This window comes from Rheinheimera sp. ATLC3 (genome assembly GCF_059429535.1).
This window is the reverse complement of the sequence record NZ_CM182103.1, coordinates 3,308,557-3,327,944: the sequence shown is the minus strand read 5'-3', so window position 1 is coordinate 3,327,944 and position 19,388 is coordinate 3,308,557. Positions and strand designations below refer to the sequence as shown.

At 47.6% G+C, this 19,388-nt stretch carries 18 protein-coding genes; 6 read left to right on the top strand and 12 right to left on the bottom strand.

The features are described 5' to 3' along the window. Positions 1 to 95 precede the first annotated feature (95 nt). The 5 genes from AC5SV9_RS15360 to AC5SV9_RS15340 all read left to right on the top strand — a co-directional run bounded on the left by AC5SV9_RS15360 (position 96) and on the right by AC5SV9_RS15340 (position 6,246). On the top strand, positions 96 to 578 hold the full coding sequence (locus AC5SV9_RS15360; protein WP_475150858.1) for a hypothetical protein: 483 nt from the start codon (positions 96 to 98) through the stop codon (positions 576 to 578). 306 nt (positions 579 to 884) lie between these two features. Beyond that, a complete protein-coding gene (locus tag AC5SV9_RS15355) occupies positions 885 to 1,559 on the top strand; it encodes a response regulator (RefSeq protein ID WP_475150859.1) in 675 nt (224 codons plus the stop codon). After that, positions 1,556 to 2,869 (top strand): sensor histidine kinase, encoded by a 1,314-nt coding sequence (locus AC5SV9_RS15350; protein ID WP_475150861.1) that lies wholly within the window; start codon positions 1,556 to 1,558, stop codon positions 2,867 to 2,869. The genes AC5SV9_RS15355 and AC5SV9_RS15350 overlap by 4 nt, the downstream gene beginning before the upstream one ends. A gap of 67 nt (positions 2,870 to 2,936) precedes the next feature. Next, positions 2,937 to 4,910, top strand: coding sequence for a M61 family metallopeptidase (locus tag AC5SV9_RS15345; RefSeq protein WP_475150862.1), 1,974 nt, complete (start codon positions 2,937 to 2,939; stop codon positions 4,908 to 4,910). A 586-nt stretch (positions 4,911 to 5,496) separates the two neighbouring features. Next, a complete protein-coding gene (locus AC5SV9_RS15340) occupies positions 5,497 to 6,246 on the top strand; it encodes an SDR family oxidoreductase (RefSeq protein ID WP_475150864.1) in 750 nt (249 codons plus the stop codon). Between the two features lie 120 nt (positions 6,247 to 6,366). Here AC5SV9_RS15340 and AC5SV9_RS15335 read toward each other — a convergent pair whose 3' ends face one another. After that, complete coding sequence (locus AC5SV9_RS15335) at positions 6,367 to 7,290, bottom strand: LysR family transcriptional regulator (RefSeq protein WP_475150866.1); 924 nt, start codon at positions 7,288 to 7,290, stop codon at positions 6,367 to 6,369. A 131-nt stretch (positions 7,291 to 7,421) separates the two neighbouring features. Here AC5SV9_RS15335 and AC5SV9_RS15330 point away from each other — a divergent pair, with 131 nt between their 5' ends. Beyond that, positions 7,422 to 8,186 (top strand): SDR family oxidoreductase, encoded by a 765-nt coding sequence (locus AC5SV9_RS15330; RefSeq protein ID WP_475150868.1) that lies wholly within the window; start codon positions 7,422 to 7,424, stop codon positions 8,184 to 8,186. Between the two features lie 66 nt (positions 8,187 to 8,252). Here AC5SV9_RS15330 and AC5SV9_RS15325 read toward each other — a convergent pair whose 3' ends face one another. The 11 genes from AC5SV9_RS15325 to lysS all read right to left on the bottom strand — a co-directional run bounded on the left by AC5SV9_RS15325 (position 8,253) and on the right by lysS (position 19,323). Further along, entirely contained in the window at positions 8,253 to 9,479 is a 1,227-nt protein-coding gene (locus tag AC5SV9_RS15325) for a sensor histidine kinase (RefSeq protein WP_475150870.1), read from the bottom strand. Positions 9,480 to 9,481: 2 nt separating this feature from the next. Beyond that, positions 9,482 to 10,186, bottom strand: coding sequence for a response regulator transcription factor (locus tag AC5SV9_RS15320; protein ID WP_475150873.1), 705 nt, complete (start codon positions 10,184 to 10,186; stop codon positions 9,482 to 9,484). A gap of 36 nt (positions 10,187 to 10,222) precedes the next feature. Next, positions 10,223 to 12,607 carry a TonB-dependent receptor gene (locus AC5SV9_RS15315; RefSeq protein WP_475150874.1) on the bottom strand — a complete coding sequence of 795 codons (2,385 nt, stop codon included), beginning with the start codon at positions 12,605 to 12,607 and terminating at the stop codon, positions 10,223 to 10,225. A 310-nt stretch (positions 12,608 to 12,917) separates the two neighbouring features. Continuing rightward, positions 12,918 to 14,012, bottom strand: coding sequence for an AI-2E family transporter (locus AC5SV9_RS15310; RefSeq protein WP_475150876.1), 1,095 nt, complete (start codon positions 14,010 to 14,012; stop codon positions 12,918 to 12,920). A 14-nt stretch (positions 14,013 to 14,026) separates the two neighbouring features. Beyond that, positions 14,027 to 14,278 (bottom strand): hypothetical protein, encoded by a 252-nt coding sequence (locus tag AC5SV9_RS15305; protein ID WP_475150878.1) that lies wholly within the window; start codon positions 14,276 to 14,278, stop codon positions 14,027 to 14,029. Then, a complete protein-coding gene (locus AC5SV9_RS15300) occupies positions 14,268 to 14,753 on the bottom strand; it encodes a hypothetical protein (protein ID WP_475150880.1) in 486 nt (161 codons plus the stop codon). Before AC5SV9_RS15300 ends, AC5SV9_RS15305 begins: the two co-directional genes overlap by 11 nt. 10 nt (positions 14,754 to 14,763) lie before the next feature. After that, positions 14,764 to 15,087 carry a DUF883 domain-containing protein gene (locus AC5SV9_RS15295; RefSeq protein ID WP_475150882.1) on the bottom strand — a complete coding sequence of 108 codons (324 nt, stop codon included), beginning with the start codon at positions 15,085 to 15,087 and terminating at the stop codon, positions 14,764 to 14,766. 235 nt (positions 15,088 to 15,322) lie between these two features. Beyond that, on the bottom strand, positions 15,323 to 16,330 hold the full coding sequence (locus AC5SV9_RS15290) for a CPBP family intramembrane glutamic endopeptidase (protein WP_475150884.1): 1,008 nt from the start codon (positions 16,328 to 16,330) through the stop codon (positions 15,323 to 15,325). Between the two features lie 31 nt (positions 16,331 to 16,361). Then, on the bottom strand, positions 16,362 to 17,243 hold the full coding sequence (locus AC5SV9_RS15285; RefSeq protein WP_475150886.1) for a sensor domain-containing protein: 882 nt from the start codon (positions 17,241 to 17,243) through the stop codon (positions 16,362 to 16,364). After that, positions 17,233 to 17,631, bottom strand: coding sequence for a PadR family transcriptional regulator (locus AC5SV9_RS15280; protein WP_475150889.1), 399 nt, complete (start codon positions 17,629 to 17,631; stop codon positions 17,233 to 17,235). Before AC5SV9_RS15280 ends, AC5SV9_RS15285 begins: the two co-directional genes overlap by 11 nt. 171 nt (positions 17,632 to 17,802) lie before the next feature. Then, positions 17,803 to 19,323 carry a lysine--tRNA ligase gene (gene lysS, locus AC5SV9_RS15275; RefSeq protein WP_475150891.1) on the bottom strand — a complete coding sequence of 507 codons (1,521 nt, stop codon included), beginning with the start codon at positions 19,321 to 19,323 and terminating at the stop codon, positions 17,803 to 17,805. Positions 19,324 to 19,388 lie beyond the last annotated feature (65 nt).

Here is a 19,388-nt window from a genome sequence, read left to right as displayed (position 1 = left end):
GTAAAAAGGCAAGTTTTTGCTTAAAAAAAGATCAACAGTGTTGAGCGTCAGATAATTCTGGAATCCAAATCTAGCAGTGAGAAAATCTTGCTTGAATGGCAAAGCAGTTGCACATAACAGTGGACCGTAAAAAACTAATTGAGTACAGACCATGTTCAGGCAATGTTCGTGTTTTATCCTTTAGATGTTTCAACGAGCAACAATCGAGTTTACAAGGAGAACTTATGCGAAATTTGAATGCACGAGCTGTGGTAAGGTCAAGCTCATTACTGGTTGGTTTCATGGCGATAGTAACGCTTAGCGCTTGTCAATCCGCACAGGAACGCGAGCGCCTTGCCCGGCAAAACGATAGTCAAACCTGTCTTGACTTTGGCACAGTACTCGGCTCAAAAGAATATGCAGAATGCATGTTAAAACAGCAAGAACGGCGTGATAACGCTGCACTTAAAGCAGCTGAGATGCAGCGTGCTTTATCTGAAACTACAAGGAACAATACAGAAACAGTACGTCGACTTGGCTGTGAGCGTGAAGCTGAAAAAGAACGTAAACGGGGCGAAAAACCAAGGGACTGCCGATAACTAAACGCAGTTGCTAATGTAATAATCTATTTGAGCTGATTGAGACTCGCCCTGTGTCATGGAATATGACCACTGTTATAGGGTTTATCTTGTCATAGACAAATAAATCCTGTAACAGCGATTCAGTCGATTACTCCCTACTCATATTAACTTGCTGGATTTTGTTCGGTTACAAAATCACGCATAAATCTAGGAATAAATAAATGTATAAATATGATTTAGCTGCATTAGTTTAGTGCTAGTTCTTGGCCACTACCTAATGCATGCTTACTCAATACGTTTTATATAGACTCTTATGGGTAATAAATGAAAATTCTGCTAATAGAGGATGAGGTAAGTCTAGCGCTCACTCTAAAACGTGTTTTAGAGCGCGATTGCTTTGTCGTTGACCATGTCACCGAAATAAAGTTCGCACGTGAAGTATTGCCCTTTGGATCATATGAACTCATCCTCCTAGACCGCACATTGCCAGATGGTGATGGGCTGTTGTTGGTTTCAGAAATAAGGACAAATCATCCGGGTTTACCAATTATTGTTTTAAGTGCGAGAGGAGAAATCAACGACCGTATAGAGGGTCTAGATGAAGGTGCTGATGATTATCTTGTTAAACCGTTTGCATTGGAGGAAATGTTAGCGCGTATCAGAGCGGTTCGAAGACGCCCTAATACTCAAGAAGTAGCAGAGATTCACGCCGGACAACTCGTGTTCGATTTATCGAACGACGAAGCTACTGTGGATGGAAAGAGACTGCAACTAACCCGCCGTGAGCTAAGAGTCCTTGCCGCGCTAATGAAGCGCCGCGGAAGAGTGTTACTTAGGGAGTCACTTGAACGGGCAGTATATGGGTTTGACGATGATGTGCAATCCAACACTCTTGATTCTCACGTATCAAGATTACGGCGTAAGCTTACCAAGGCTAAAGCAGGCATTGAAATACATGCGATCCGGGGTATTGGATATTTTCTGAGAGCCGCGATATGAAAAACAAAAACCCTTCCTTGAAAGGAACGTTAATTACCTTCCCTTTACTTCTCCAACTTACCGTTCTTTTTTTGTTTTTTATAGTTCTGGTAGCCTACGCTTTGCGTTTAGATAGTGGTGGTAACTACACAGATGAATCCATTACCCCAGTCATTGCAAGCTCAATCATACGTGTTGATGATGGAAGTTTGACCATTAGAATAACACCTGAGTTAAAAAATCTGCTCAGCGAAACACCAACATTGTGGTTTGTTGTTGAGGATGAAGCCGGGCAGCACGTTGAATTCGGTCAGGTTCCCTCTGAGTACAAATCTTTGCGCGGTAATCTAAGCAAGCTTTCTTACGCGCAGATTAGGGATCGTTCATCGCCATACAATTTGTCTGCAGTAATTAGACAAGAGAAATCGAAAATTGGTGTTCTCACCATTCTGGGACATGGCAAACTATATCAACTGAGTTTGACAGTGTTTTTTGCTTCAAGCGCTTTTTTTATACCAATTTTCGTTGCATTTACATTGATTTCACTTGTTCTGACGCCTTTTCTTGTAAGAAAAACACTATCCGGCGTATCTGCAATTGCTAAACAAGCTCAACAAATTGACGTAATGCAGCAAGGAAGTCGGCTCAGTGAAAATCGGGTACCTGTCGAAATACTTCCGCTTGTTCGCGCTGTAAACGAAGCCTTGGAACGATTTGAAGAAAGTTATGAGAGTCAAAAACGATTTATTGCCTCAGCAGCCCATGAGCTTCGAACTCCTATTGCAATATTACGGGCAAAGTTAGAAGCTTCAGATAATCAAGCTAGTCGAGACTTTATTCACGATGTTGTCAGGCTTGCCAATATTTCTGAACAATTATTAGATCTACAACGTTTGGAAATGGTCAATTGTAGAAATGAAATTAACCTAAGTGAGTTAGTGCGTGATGTCGCAGCAGATATCGCGCCATTGCTAGTGGAGCTAGGTTGTTCGATAGAGCTCTTCGTATCTTCAAAGTGTTTTATACGAGGAGATCATGGTGCTATTGAACGTGTAATAACTAATCTAGTTCAGAATGCGATCGAACATGGTGGCAAAAATGTCATAATCAGAATAGTCGAAAGTGGTTTCGAAGTAGATGATGACGGTCCAGGAATTCCAGAAGAGGCACACGAGAGAGTATTTGAACCTTTCCATCGACTTAAACCGAGAAATACTGGAAGCGGCCTTGGTCTTAATCTTGTTCAACAGGTGATTTTAAAGCACAACGGTCATATTTCAATTCGTACGTCTACAAGAGGAGGGGCGATATTCCGGGTTAAATTCAACTAGCATTGAACTGGATACCAAACTTAAATTATGACCTCCCTATATTAATGTCATAGAAGCGATTCTTTAAATGAAAACCACCAAAATTTTTGTCTTATCGATATTTCTTTCTGTTGTAACATTTTGTAGTTCTAATGCTGAGATAATACGTGTAGATAAAACGGAACCAAATTTACCTACAGTTGGAAATCTGGTTGACTCGAGTTATGCCCACAGGACAATCAAGCAAATTCGGCATCTTGACGTTCCAAACCCGGTCGACAAAGATTTTATTGGCGTCATTGAGTTAGATATAGATGCAACTGATATTTCCAGAAAAATATTCTGGGTTAACCAAAAAATCCCTGTTCAGAAAGCAGGTATTTTGACACTTCTCTATCCAAGAACAGAAACAGCTAGCCATGGTCCAAGTTTAAATGTCGCAAATCTTGCAGGCTTGATTATTAAAGCTGATGAGCAAAGGCTGAAATGGTATAGAGCTACTAGCAACCCACATGCATTCCATATAAATGTGCCTGATGGAATAAAATCATTAGATGTGTCCTATCAAATAATTTCTGGATCTGATGAATTAATACCTGACTTAGTTAATATACAATGGCAGAAAATCATTATGTATCCTGCTGGCTGGCATGCTAGCAACTTGATATACAATATTGAAATCAATATCCCACCTGGACTGCAAACAATATCATCGCTTCAGCATAATACACTAGCGAATCATAGGATAAAGATATCAAAGACCTCGCTTGAAACGTTGCTAGATACTCCTTTCTATAGTGCACGGCACGTCAATCGTATTGAGCTTTCATCTAAAAATCCGGTGGTTTTTTTTAACATCATAGCGCAGCGCGCATCAGACACAGTAGTACCAAAAAGTCGAATCGAGGAGCTGAAAAAAATGGTAGAACAAACGCTACTAATTTTCAGACCTAAACAGTTACAACGTTACGATTTCATAGTGAGGCTGTCAGATGACGGATACAGCGGTGGCAGCGAGCACGCAACATCGAGTGAGATTATGGGGTCATCAGTATTTTTTACTGAATGGGAACACCAACTGATTAATCGAGACATCATTCCCCATGAGCTGGTTCATGCCTGGAATGGGCTATCTCTTATTCCTGCTGATTTATGGGTTCCAACACCAAATGAAAGACAAGAAACTAGCCTTTTATGGGTTTATGAAGGTCAAACCGAGATGTGGGGACGCGTGCTTGCCGCTCGTTCTGGACTCCGTTCTAAGCAAGAAACCTTAGATATGTTAGCACTAGATGCTGCTGAAATGTCCAATCGTCCTGGAAGATCATGGCGTCCTCTGTCTGATGATGTTAATTATCCCTCTTTTATGATGCGAAAACGAGTTCCTTGGAGAGACTGGCAGCGCTATAAAGACTACTACCGTGAAGGAGTTCTTTTGTGGCTGGAAGTTGAAGGTATCATCCGTTCTCAAACAGCAGGCAAGAGAGGCCTAGATGACTTTTCCCGTTCATTTTTCGCACAAACAGGCACGAAGAAAACATATACATTTGAATCGTTATGTTCTGAGCTTATGAGCATTGCGTCGTATAACTGGAAAGAGTTTTTCTACCACAAACTTGATGGATATGACTCAAATCCTTTAGACGCATTGCAGAAACTTGGCTGGGTTTTGACTTATAGAAGCAAACCAACTGAGACATATCTCCAAAATGAAAAAGATAACGAAGTCACAGATTTGTCATATTCGGTAGGCTTTTCAGTCAGAGAGGATGGCAATATAGCCAACGTTAGCTGGCAAAGTCCTGCGTTTTTGTCGGGGCTGTCTCCGTACACAAGAATACTGAGTGTTGCAGGCAAGCCTTATAGCCGAGAGGTAATTATCAATGCGGTACGAGACGCTCACCTAACACCGATTATGTTAGAAGTTGAGCAAGATGGACAACGACGCATTGTAACCATAGATTACAAAGGCACACTTCGATATCCAAAGCTGGAAAGGGTGGGAAATTCGGCTGATAGATTGTCGCCATTTATTAAGCCCTTGAACAATATAGAGAAATAGAAATTGTCTTTCTATATATTAGAGCTCTGAATTTAACCTGCCGAAAAGGGGTACTTTTGGAGGGGCTCAATAAATCGAATATCTGAAAATATTGCAAAGTAGATATTCGTTATATTCTTGAGCTCATCTCTATGTAAGCTTCCTTATCCAAAGTCTATCTGATTGAGGGATGTATATATCTGCAATATTGTACTGCCTCTATAGTTTGACTTCTTTAGTTGCCGCGAAGCGCTTCGGATATGAATTTACATACAAAGATACGTGTAAGAAGAACAAAATTGTCATCTTCACTGCTGAAAAAACTCATATCTAGAAAACCCAACCTACTGATTTTAAAAACTTGGTAAACCGGATTCCAGGATTGCCTGATGCTCTGCATATTCTTATATCGTTCATAAAAGCTGAATCAACCATCAATACTTTGGGGTTTGTTTAAGAAATGCTGACTGCTTATATTTCACTCACTGCCTACGAGTTAGCCTTGTGACCTAAGTTACTCATCGCATGTAGGGTAGATTTTTTTAGCATGCTGCGCGGTGCACAACAGTAGACGCGACAGCCAAACCCAACAGAACCGGAGTTATTTATGAACAGATTTACCAACAAGACAGTGTTAGTGACAGGTGGCAACAGCGGCATTGGTTTGGCAACCGCCATTCAATATGCTCAGGAAGGCGCCCGTGTAGTGATCACCGGCCGCGATCAGGCAACATTGGAACAGGCCAAACAACTGATTGGCGCCAACACTGTCGCTTTGCAAAACGATCAGGGTGATATTAAAGCTGCTGGCAAGCTTGCCAGTACGCTGACAGAACTGGGCATTAAACTGGATGCTATTTTCTTAAACGCCGGCATTGCGAAGTTTGCCCCGCTGCCGGATATAGACGAAGCGTTGTGGGATCAAACCTTTAACGTCAATGTTAAAGGTGCGTTCTTTACGATACAGGCATTAACGCCATTACTAAATCGCGATGCCGCCATCGTATTAAACGGCTCTATTAATGCCCATATTGGTATGCCCTCTTCTTCTGTGTATGCTGCCAGTAAAGCCGCGCTGATTTCTTTTGCGAAAACACTGTCTGCAGAACTGTTGCCGCTGGGTGTACGGGTGAATGTGGTTAGCCCAGGCCAGGTTAGCACACCGCTGTACGGCCGTTTAGGGATGGAATCTGCACAGCTGGAGCAGATGGCAAAGGCTATTCAGGAGCAAATTCCGCTGAACCGTTTTGGTACCTCTGAAGAGCTGGCCAAAACAGTGCTGTTTATGTCTTCGTCAGACTCAGCCTTTATTGTCGGCACCGAATTGATTGCTGATGGTGGTATGAGCCAATTATAAAATGGCAGGGCCTGAAAAACAGGCCCTGATTTTTCTGCTGTTTAAGTAAATACCTACCAGGCTATTAGCGAATTAAAACCCTAACGCATTTTTTGCTATCCCGGGCTTAGCCAGGCTGCGTTAGCTTACTTTTTTATCATCTGTTGCTTTATCCCACGGGGCAGTTCCGGCAAACGCTTCTACCAGAAAGTCGATCATCATCCTGACTTTAACACTTAAATGGCGCCGGCTCGGATACATGGCCAGTACATCGATGTCAGGTAATTTGTAGTCAGGCAGTAAGGCCACTAAAGCTCCGGAGGCTAAATCAGGGCCTATCAAGAATGTAGGCTGCCAGATAATACCTGCCCCACAAAGCGCCATGGCGCGCGCCGTATCACCATTGTTAGTGTGCACCTTGCCTTTTACTTTTACCTGATGGAGTTTGCCGCTGTTGTCGATAAAACTCCATTCATCACCGGAATAGGTGTAAGTGATGCATTCGTGCTCTTTTAAGTCTTCCGGTGTCTGAGGTAAGCCATGTTGCTGCAAATACACCGGAGAGGCACATAAAACGTTATGCGAACTGGCCAGTTTACGCGCTGCATGGTTAACAGAACCGGCACGGGAGATACGGATCACTAAGTCGTACCCTTCTTCAACAATGTCGACCACCCGATCGATCAGTGAAATATCCAGCTCCAACTCTGGATAACGGCGGATAAACTCTGGCCATAACGGCGCCAGATGCAAAATACCAAAACTTAACGGTGCGTTTATCCGTAAGCGCCCGCGTGGCTTAACAGAGTTAGACGATACCAGCGCTTCCGTTTCTGCCACATCTGCCAATATCGACTTACAACGTTCGAACAGTGCTTCGCCACTCTCTGTCAGTGACAATTTACGCGAACTGCGATTCAACAGTCTGCAACCCAAATAGGTCTCAAGATCATTTATATAACGGGTTACATTTGCGGGTGATGTATCCAAAAGGTCAGCAGCTTTACTAAAGCTACCTTTAGTCACCACTGTCATAAAAATTTCGTATGCTCTGAGCCTGTCCATGTCCGCCTGCTAAATTCATAAAAGATGAATAATACCTTTATATTTGCCTTCTTCATCAACTAAAAGCTATTCATTATAGTAGCGCCCCTAACGTCAGATGATGTTGTTTAACTAAAACTCAGGGGAACATAATGCAAAGATTAGCCGGAAAAGTAGCAATAGTAACAGGAGCCAGTTCAGGCATCGGCAAAGCAACTGCTTTACTGTTTGCCCGCGAGGGTGCAAAAGTGGTAGCCGGTGCTCGCCGTGAAAGCGAATTAATTAACCTGGTAGCAGAAATAAAAGCGGCAGGCGGCGATGCTGTCGCTCTGGCTGGCGACGTTATGTCAGAGCAGTATGCTAAAGCCCTGGTCGCTGTAGCTATCAGTCAGTATGGCCGTTTGGATATTGCCTATAACAATGCAGGTACCTTAGGTGAAATGGGCGCCAGTACAGACGTGTCCGCACAGGGCTTCGCTGACACAGTACAAACCAACCTGACCAGTGCTTTTTTGGGTGCTAAGCATCAGATCCCTGAAATGCTGAAACAAGGCGCTGGCTCGATCATTTTTACGTCGACTTTTGTCGGTTACAGTTTTGCTTTTCCGGGGGTGGCGGCCTACGCTGCCAGCAAAGCTGGGTTGATTGGTTTAACCCAGGCATTAGCCGCAGAGTATGGGCCACAAAATATTCGGGTTAATGCTGTACTGCCAGGCGCTGTCGATACCCCAATGTACCGAAGTATGAATGACGATGAGGCATCTCAGTCTTACATTACCCAGCTACATGCGTTAAAGCGGGTAGCGACACCTGAAGAGCTTGCCCGTTCTGTGCTTTATCTGGCATCTGATGACGCATCTTTTGTTACAGGAACAGCGTCTTTAGTTGACGGTGGAGCCTCGATCACCAGAAGCTGATTGCAGGGAGTATTGCCTGCAAGTCAGTTGGTATTAATTATATCTTCAACGCAACGAGCCCCGTCTTCACCATGAAAGACGGGCTATTACACGTTTTTCATCTGCGCGCAGTGAAAACGACCAGCCGTTGCGCTCGCACAGGCGCTCTACTATACCCAGCCCCAAACCATAGCCGTGAGATACAGCGTCGGCTGCGGCGTGCTGTTCATCTGCCTCACTACTTAACTGATTGGTAACTAACAATTCGCGCTCATCAATACGGATGGTAATAGGCCCCTGGCCGGTAAGCGTGTGTTCAAAGGCGTTTCGTACCAGATTATTCACTGCTATAGCAAATGCCTGCGGGTGGCCGTAGACGCTGGGGTTTGCGCCCTGATCTATATCAACACTGACCTGTTTGCGGCTTAACAGGTGGCGCTGCAGCTCCACCGCGTTGCTAACCACCGGCATCAGCAAAAACTGCTGGTGATACAAACCGTCGTCGGTTTCGCGGGCCAGGCATAAAAACATTTCAATGGTGGTTTGCATATCCAGCGTGGCACGACGTACCCTATCCAGCGCTTTTGCATCGCTGCTTGACAGCTCACTTTGCTCCAATAGCTCAAGCGCGCCGGTAATAACCGTGATGGGTGTGCGCAGCTCATGGCTGGCAGAGCTGGTAAAATAGCGCTCTCTGGCAACAAAAGCGCTGATCCGCTCCAGCGTTTTTTCAATGGTACCGGCCAGTACCCCAACCTCGTCATCGCCAAAGCGGTTTGAGCCGATGCGCTTATAATCTTCGGTTGATATATGTTCAACGTCGATGTCAGCCACCGCTTTAGCCAGCTGTACCACAGGGGCGACCGCCCGGCGCATTACCAGCACGCCAAGGCCAAAACCCAGTACGCCCAGGGTACCAACCACAGCGCTGATCACCAGCAGCAACCACCAGTCTTCAGACGAAGCAGCCTCTATACCGGCGACGTCGAACACCACAAAGGCGGGCTGTGCTGTGTCGGTACTGATCACCGCCACATGCAGCTCTTGCGCTTCAAATTCGTAAATCCCCGCTGCGGGGTTTGTCTGCGCCCACGCCTGCAACGATGGCGGCAAGCTGGCAACAGTGTCGTAACCGCGCAGGTTAGCCGGTATTACAGGATAGCTTTGCGCTGCCTGCTGCAGCTGTTGGGTCAGCACCCGATCTTCACTCAGCCTGACAGCTGCGAAAAAGGCAAAGCCCCAGACAATGCTAAGTACCGCAACGCAGATGGCAAAAGCAATGGCGACACGCTTACGTAAACTGTGGCGGTACATTTTTACTCGGTATCCTCTGCAATGCGGTAGCCAATGCGATGCACGGTATGCACCAGCGGGCGGTCAAACGGCCGGTCAATCGCCTGGCGCAGCTTATACATATGCGAGCGCAGTGCATCACCATCTGGCCGCTCGTCTGCCCATAACAAAGTTTCCAGCTCATCACGCATCACCACAGATGGCGCCTGCTCCATCAGGCGCTGCAGCAGTTTCAGACAGGCCGGGTTTATCTCGACCCGTTGGCCTGCCCGGTGCACCTGCAGTGTAGATTTGTTCAGCGTCAGATCCGCCACCGTTAGCAGGTTGTCGGTTTTGCCATGGCTGCGCTTGTACAGCGCCTGCAGCCGCGCATGCAGTTCCTGCAGGGCAAATGGCTTGATCAGATAATCATCGGCGCCGGCAGCAAAGCCTTTTAGTTTGTCGTCCAGCGTGTCGCGCGCGGTCAGCATCAGCACCGGCGTTTCAACTTTGGCTTCAGTTCGCAGCTTGTGGCAGAAACTCAGGCCATCCATGCCCGGCAACATCAGGTCCAGCACAATAACGTCGAACGGCTGGGTTAACGCCAGGTACATCGCGCTGATGCCGTCATAGGCAAAATCCAGCACATAACTATGCTTTTCCAGATAGCCGGCAATGTTGTCGCAAATGTCGCGGTTATCTTCGACAACCAGCAGCCTGACCGGCGCTACCCCAAGTGCGTGCACCATATATTGTTCCCCTTACCTGGCCACTTCCCTGGACCTCTACCACGCATAGTCCAGCCGCAAACCAATTAACGGTTCGGCTTCACTGTCGTCCTGCACCAGCACACCGCGGCGATAGTCAAACTCGGTATCATCGCTGGACGAGGCAGACGTCACGTTAATCACATCCAAAAAGGCAGTGATATCAATCGGGCCAAAGGCGCGCCGGTAGTCAACGCGAACGTTCAGGATGCCGGAACTGTCTTTGCGGCCGACATTACGTTCAGTGATCTCTTTTGAGTACCGTAGCGGCTGTCCCGGGCCCAATACGTCTGCGTGAATAACAAAGGTATCATCTGGCGCTCCGGAAAGGTATTTATAACGTGCCGCGACTTTCCAGCGGTCGCTGATTTCCCAGGTCAGGCCCAGCGTTGCAACATGCTTGCGGTTAAATTCTGCGGCGACATCGCCCCGGCCGTCTTTGCGGTCAACTACCGCATCGTTGTAAGAATAGGTAGCGCTGGCGTACAGTCCTTCAAAAATAGTGCCGTTAACCACGATATCGACGCCGTATGAGCTGCCATCACCGATATTGGCAAAGGTACCGCTGGCACGGTCAAGGTCGAACACCAGATCGTCCAGGCTCTGATAATAGGCCTCAGTTAACAGCGACCAGTTGCTGTTGGGGAAGTATTTAAACCCGATGCTGCTATGGCTGATTTTTTCCATCTTGAGCTTGTTCGATGCGTTGGCGGCAAGCTCTAAATAACGTGGCGACTGGTGATAAAGCCCGGCGCTGGCAAAGTACCTGACTTTCTTACCTGGCTGCCAGTTCACGCTAAACCTGGGCGCAACCACGCCCTCATCGGCAAAGCCATCGCGCTCAAGCCGTAAGCCGGTGCCAACATCCCAGTCACCAAACTGAAACACCTGTTCCACATAACCGGCATAGCTGGTTTCTTTCTGCTTTAATGCCGAATTAATACTATCAGGCGTAAGCACAATATAACGTTGCTGTGGGTCTGCCCTGAAATCATCGTCGTCATAAACAAAGCGGATCCAGTCGCCGTCTAACACCGTGCTGTAGTCCAGCTCAATCTGTGTTAAGCGCACACCGGCACTGAACAGCCCCCACTGATTCACCGTCTCGTAATCACTGCGCCAGCCAATCTCGGTTTCATCTTCAGCGATGGTTATAATGTCTTCCCGAACCGGGAAACTGGATGCCGGCGAGCCTTCAGGTACCTGATCAGGAAAGGCCTCGCCCTCGCTACTCAGCTTGTCGCTTTTGCGATAGTACAGCTTATTGGTCAGCACCGCTTTGTCACCGATTAATGAGCGCAGTGTCATGCCGTATAAATCGCTGTCCTGTTTAAAATCCAGCAGCGCGGCATCTTCAAAATTGGGCGAGGCGAACACGTGCGTGACATCGCGGATATAATCTTCCTGCGTATCAACCAGTAAAATTTCAACAGTGTGGTTTTGGTTTACCGGGATCACCGACTTTACAATAACATCCCTTAACACCGGGTCGCCAATGTCCAGCTCGTCAATGGTTTCAAACAAGGCGCCGAAGTCCAGCCGGCGCGCAGATACCAGCATAGTAGCATCATCCGTGATACCGGCCGGGCCGTCGTACCCTACTTCATACCCGGCCAGGTCAAGCCGTAAACTGGCCGACGGGCTGGGGTTGCCGTCGGCAACGTCTAATTTGAGTAGCGATGCGGCCCGGCCACCATAGGCCGCGCCCCAGCCACCGGGAGAGAATTCCGCGCCACTTATGACATTAGGTGCGAAGATCGAAAACCGGCCACCACCGCCGACATCTTCCTCTTCGCCCAGGGTAGCATCAAAGTGCACCGCTTTATCAAACGGAAAGTCATCGACAAATATCAGGTTATCTCTTGGCCCACGGCCACGTACGCTAAAGCTGGCAAATTCACTGGCAGACGCCAGGCCGGGTAAGCCGTCCAGGGAGAGCAGCGGATCTGCACCACCGCCGACAGCACTGCGCAGCGTTTCTCTGTCCAGATAGGTGCTGGAGCCCGACGCAAAAGTGGCAGCTTGCTGCGCCCTGACTTCTACGACTTCAATGGCTTGCGGCTTTAACTCGAAAGCTATCTTAATATTTTTGCGCGTCACCACCCGCACGCTGGGCTCATACACCGACGCAAAACCGCTTTTGCTCAGGTTGACAGAATAAAGCCCCGGGCCAAGCTGCTCTACCACGATTCGGCCCTGTGTATCGCTGGTTAAGGTTTGCGTGACCGACGTTTCGCGTTCGGTTAGTGTGATTTGTACGTCTGACAGTGGCCGGTCAATATTTTGATCTTTGACGATGATAGTCAGCGCACCGGGCGCTTCTGCCGCCTGGCCAAAAAGCGGCCAGCTCAACAGCAACGCCGATAGCATCAGCCACTTGAGTTGTCTTAACTGCCGGCTCATATTGCTATCCCTCCGACATGACCCCACGATACCTGCCCCAATTGCCTGCTCATATGTTTTCCTCCAACCATCCGCTGTAAGTTTTGATAAAACGCAGGCAGGTTAACAAAGCCATTGTGACTAAAATGTCGCTAAGAGGTGAAAGCTATATCAGCACCTGGCCGCTTGATATCTTGTGCAGCGGAAATTGGCTTTTGAGGCGGACATGCCGTGCCCTTGCTTTCTGGCTTTGCGCGAGTTATCTGAATAAACATTGCCAATTAAACAAAAAGAGAGTGCAAGGTGACAACAAGGTGATGCCAAAAGGAGGTTATGATTCACGCAAATCAGGCAGGGTCGTTTTGTCTGTCGTCGTCGCATCCAGCACCACCAGCCAGCTGGGTGTTTCAGGTAAGTGCAGCGCTATAATCTTCAGGCAAACCAATAGCGGAATCGCGATAAGTACGCCGACAACACCCCAGATCCAGCCCCAGATAAACATCCAAATCACCAGCACCAGTGGGTTCATATTAAAACGCCGGCCCAACGCCAGAGGGGTAATAAGCTGTGATTCGATCACATTGAGCAATAAAAACACACCCGGCAGCGTTAGGATCTGCCCCGTTTGCTGATATTCAAAGTAGCCCACCCCGGTCAGCAGTACGGTTAGTACCAAAGGGCCAACATAAGGTGCAAAGTTGAGCAACGTTGCCAGAGTCCCCCACAGCAGCGGATCAGGCACATCCAATAGAAACATCGCCAAGGCAGTCGCCAGCCCTAGCCCAACATTAATTGTGCTGACGACAAGCACATAGTGTGACATGTCATCCTGCACCGCATGAAAGGTAGACAGCAGGTTTTTTTTGGCATGCAGCGATGGTAGCGCCCGCACCATATTGCGCAGCAACGCATCACCAAATACCAGAAAGAAATAGGTAAACATCACCACAGCAGCAAGCTGAAACAGCATAATCGCTGTGGTTTGTGCCAATACAGACAGTAACGGCATAATACCGCTGCTTACCGCCGACTTTATCGACTCGGTAGTAGACTTGCCCGGCGCCACACTGTCTTTCAGCACGTCAATAGAAGCGGTAACATCTTCCACCTGCTCAGCTAAGCGAGACCCCAGCAGGGGTAAACGTTCCAGCCACTGGGCAGCGGGTTCATACAGCAGACTGATGCCAGCACCCGCCAGCGTCAGCATTAACATGATGATCAACGCTGCGGCTAAAGGTTTTGGCAGATAGCATTTTCCCAGCAGCCTGACAGCTGGCGCGGCGAAAAGCGCAAAAAATGCTGCAATCATCAGGGGCAGAATCAACCCCCGGCAGAAGTAGAATGTGTAACATAACGCCAGTAGCGCCATCAGTTTCATGGCAACAGTAGAAGCATAGCGGCGCTGCTGAGCGGAATAGGCTGCCATCAGATCCTGCCGGCTTACAGCAATGACCTTAACCAGCGCAGGCCAATAACACTGCGCAAGGTTTTAACCGCACTGTTATGCCGCAACTGAAACAATACACCTGCGCTGAAGCTCAACGTCAGTCCCGGCGCTGAGCCAATAAAGGTTTTTGCCCGCTGCTGCAGCAACCAACTTTCCGCCTGTAGCAATTTTTGCCGCTGGTGACCTTCCTTAGCCAAACGTTCCACCTCCAACCGTCGGTGGCGAAGCAATTTATCAATCAGCATCAGATGCTCCTTCAGCTTTTAGCAGCAAACGTTTCAGTTGGCGCCAGGTCTCACCAAAGCCAACTTGCGATAACACATAATCAAGGCTGCGCCAGCACCAGTACAGCACAGCAAGCTGCAACACAATCAAAACTGCAGAACTTAACAGCAGTGAGCCGGAAAAGTGAAAAATCACATACCCCAGCGCTAACAGCAGACTGAACCACATCAGTACCATGCCTGCACCAAGGCAGACAATCAGGCCGGCGGCGACAGTCAGGCTTCGTCCTGTTAACTTCAACTCAGCTTTTGCTGTTTGCCCGGATAACTTGATTTGCTCAGCATAACGTTCAGATACCGACCAGCTCAATGCGGTCATTTCTGAAATCTGATTTACCGCATTTTGCAACACAGTTTTATCTGTTTCAGGCTGAGCCGCACCCGGTCCAGTTCCGGGTGCCTGAGCCGTCGCTTGTGCGGCTTCCTTGCATTGCATGGTAAAAGCCTTACCGACGACGCAGTAAAGTGGTTACCAGCATACCGGCGACGAAAGCGATACCAGCTGTTGCCAGCGGGTTTTGCTCTGCCAGAGAACGCGTTTTGCTGTAACTACTTTGCAGTTGCTGTTTAATCTCTTCCTGCTTGTGCGAGATAGCCTCTTTCGAGGTTGCTGCAGTTTTACGCAGCGTATCCTCAGCTGCAGATGCTTTGATCGCCATACTATCTACCGCATGATGCGCGACTTCTGAAGCCCGCTCGGTAACCGGCGCATTTAAAGAACCATTACCAATAGTGCTGGTTTTAGCGGTTGTTTGTTGTGAACTGGCCATGTGATGCCTCCTTTTTAACAACGTTATGGCAGCGTAAGTGCTACCAGATGCAGATTAATTGTTGCAATGGTCGGGCCATCAATAAAAACAAATAAAAACAATTAGTTGAAAATAGTGGTTGCAAATAAAAGGCACAATCGACTGTAGAAGTTACCCGCGCTCAGTAATCTTTACAGGGTAAAGAAAGTAAACAGCCAGGCATTAGCCTGGCTGTTTACTTTATCCATCGATAGTTTTATAGCTGTTGCAGGGCTTTCTCGTTTCTCCACATTTTCCCAAAGCAAATCATGCTGATTAGCACCGCTAGCATATAAATACCTGACTGTTCGGTAAACGGCATAAACCTGGCCGTATTATTTAATGCAGTATGAAACAATACCGCCACCAGTAAGCTGTGGTTAGTGCGGTTAAATAGGTAAGTGAACATGGTCGCTAAGATCACACAGGCGCCCATTTTTGCAAAAGTAGCCACCGGCGACTCGTCATATTGGCCAATTACAAAGAGCGGGAAATGCCAGCCCCCCCAAATCAGGCCCAGGTAAAAAGAACTGGCTAACGGACTAAAGCGTTTTTGTAGCTCAGGCAGTAACCATGCACGCCACCCGGATTCTTCACCGATAGCGACCACGACAAACGTGAATACAACACTGCGGATAAGAAACAGATGATGCGATGGATTTGACCAATCTGTTGGCAAATACTGGATTGGGCTATCTGTGATATAAGCGGTTAAACAGCCAAGCAGCATCCAGGCAGCCGGCAAAAACACGGCTATCAACAGCCACCGTTTTTGCTTTGGCATGGCAAACAATGAATTTAAGCGCTTATCAGCACTACAAGCTAAACACGCCACAATAAAGCCAGCGACAGCCGATGACATCATTACTGCAGCGACACTTTTCGCAGTAAAACCGATGGCTGCCGCTTGTTCATATTGCGCTAACGTAATGCCATCGCCTGTGCAAAGGATCGAGACGTAAATGCCCACCATTACACTAAACACTATGCCAAAGTAGCCCCACCATTTTAGCGTCCATAGCTTGCAACCGGTGCCCTGTAGCTGAGCCAAAATAATGGCCGCCAGTGCAGGGCCAAACCCCGCTGCAACGATAATTTTTACAAAGGCCCAATCGTTACCTGCAATCAAAGGTGCGCTAAACCAGACACTCCAGGTAATAGCAAAACACAGCGCAATAAAGCTGAACACGGGCCACTCGTGTGTAAACTGTATTGTCCTGTGCATTATTTTCCCTCTACCCCTTAAGCCAAGCCGACTACACAGAAACCAACATGGCTTTGGCAAGCTTGCCGTGATATTTGCCCAGTTGTTTGGCCAAAAACAATGACAGCGCGAGTAAGCCTCCACTTAGCAGCGTGGTTAGCGGAAACCAGTACCAGTTGATGTCGATGTCCTGCTGTGGATAAAAGGCATGAACAATAGGGTCAACAACTGGAGACAAAAACAGCACCAGGGCAAGCAGTGATGGCGTAATCACTGCGACCAGATACAAACTGGCAATGGGTAATTGCAGCAGCAGGTAAAGGCCTGTCGTCCAGTTTCGTTTCGATAGCAGCGGTTTCACGACACTGTTGCCTGAAGTCGGTTGCGCCACCCAAGGCACATAATGCGGGCGCCGTGGCATACGCATCCCCAGCAAGGCTTCAATCAGGCGGCCTTCGAAAAGAGCAAAATAATGCATCGATTGCACAAAAAATAACAACACCGGTAAACCAACAACAAAAGCCGACGCGATTAAACTTGTTAAGCCCACTAAAACTGTCCAGCCAAAATAGGCAATACTCAGCGGAAAATGCGCAAAGCAATAAATAAGCGCTTTGTACGCTTGCTGGTTGGTAAAAATAGCCAGGAAACCTGCGGGCTTGCCGCTATTGGCATCTTGCTTTTGCTTACCATTTAACGCCCAATCAACTGTTTCTTCCATTTCAATATAATATTGCGCAATGTCCTCGGGTGTACCGTACTGCGCCATGATGCTATTAATAGAATGAGTGCTGTCTTCTGCTAACGCATCACGAAAATGACTTTCAGCATCAAACAATGCATCCTGAATTAACGCAGGGTCTTGCTGTTTTAACTCGGCAGCTAATGCAGCCAAATAGGCCCCAATGCTGTGCTCAACCTTATTATCTGGCATCGTGATCTCCATTCGTGTTGTCTGAAATAGCATGCTCGACCAGCTGCTGAGTGTGTTGCCATACTTGTAACCACTGCGCCAGTACAGCTTTACCAAACGGCGATATCGTAAAGTACTTTCGTGGCGGGCCATTTTCTGAAGGTTGTGTTTCGCTGTGTAGCAAGCCTTTCGCTTCCATATTCCGAAGCACCGGATAAATCACGCCTTGCTTATCGGTCTTGAGTAATTTACCGATTTGGTAACCGTACAAAGGTTTATCAGCCTTATTTAAAATACTTAGTAACACCAGAGCTGAGGTACCTGCACTTAGCTCTTTACTAAATTTTTTCGTTAAAGCATCTATATCGGCCTGTTGCACAGACTGGTTGCTTTGATCACATTCATTCACGATAAAACCAGTAGTATTGAGTTAACACTAGTGACAGATTAACACTAGTATTAACTAAACACTAGTGTCTGGATGAATATTGCTTTACCACGGCTGAACCCTCGCAAGCCGCTCGAGGCAGAGACAAAAAAGCCAGACACTAGGTCTGGCTTTTCTGATAATAAGGCGAGCTTATTTATCGTGATGTAAACGCATATGCGGGAACAGGATAACATCACGGATTGAGGCTGCGTCGGCCAGTAACATGACTAAGCGGTCGATACCGATACCCTGACCAGCGGTTGGCGGTAAGCCGTGCTCCAGCGCGGTAACAAAGTCATCATCGTAGAACATGGCTTCATCATCACCGGCGTCTTTTTGTGCTACCTGCTCGCGGAAACGCTCGGCCTGATCTTCAGCATCGTTTAACTCGCTAAAACCATTACCCAGCTCGCGGCCACCAATAAAGAATTCAAAGCGGTCTGTAATTTCCGGGTTATGGTCGTTACGGCGTGCCAGTGGCGATACTTCTGCCGGGTACTCGGTAATGAAGGTTGGGTGGCGCAGCTTGGTTTCTACCAGCTCGTCAAACACTTCCATTAACAGGCGGCCGTGGCCGTAGTTATCTTTCACTTCAATATGCAGTGATTTCGCCAGTGCCGCTACCGACTCACGCGTGGCTAATTGCTCTTTAGTGATTTCTGGGTTGTAGTGCAGAATTGATTCAGTAACCGACATGCGCGCGAACGGCTTGCCAAAGTCGAACACTTCGCCCTGATACGGCACTTCAGTTGAGCCCAGTACATGCTGCGCCAAGCCGCGGAATAACTTTTCGGTTAAATCCATCAGGTCGTTGTAATCGGCATAGGCCCAGTAGAACTCCAGCATGGTAAATTCCGGGTTATGACGGGTTGAAACGCCCTCGTTACGGAAGTTACGGTTAAGCTCAAATACTTTTTCAAAGCCACCTACCACTAAACGCTTTAAATAAAGCTCTGGTGCAATACGCAGGAACATCTGCATATCCAATGCGTTATGGTGCGTTTCAAACGGACGCGCCGATGCACCGCCTGGGATAGCCTGCAGCATTGGTGTTTCTACTTCCAAAAAGCCTTCTTCGTTGAAGAACTTACGAATGTAAGCCACAGTTTTGCTGCGCACTAAAAAGGTATGGCGTGACTGATCATTTGAAATCAGATCCAAATAACGCTGACGGTAACGCGCTTCGTTATCGGTTAAGCCGTGGAATTTATCCGGCAGCGGGCGCAGCGCCTTGGTTAATAAGCGGATTTCAGTGGCCCATACGGTCAGCTCGCCGGTCTGGGTTTTAAATAAATGGCCTTTAACGCCTAAGATGTCGCCTAAGTCCCACTTTTTAAACTGCTCGTTGTATAAGCCTTCTGGCAGGCTGTCACGCGCCACGTACACCTGGAACTTACCGCCCATATCCTGCAACGTGGTAAAGCTGGCTTTACCCATAATGCGGCGCGTCATCATACGGCCGCCCAGGCTTACTTCAATTTTCTGCGCTTCGAGTTCTTCTTTGCTTAAGTCATTGTACTTAGAAAAGATTTCGTCAGAAATATGCTCACGGCGAAAATCGTTCGGGAACATAAAACCGTCTTCGCGTAGCTGCGCCAGCTTATGTTTTCGCTCAGCAATCAGTTTGTTTACGTCCTGAATTTCGTCGTGTTGTTGCTGTTGGTCAGACATAGTGTATTTCCTGATTGAAGTCGAAGTTTTAATTAAGTCATTACTGCAGCGCTAACGAACCGGTT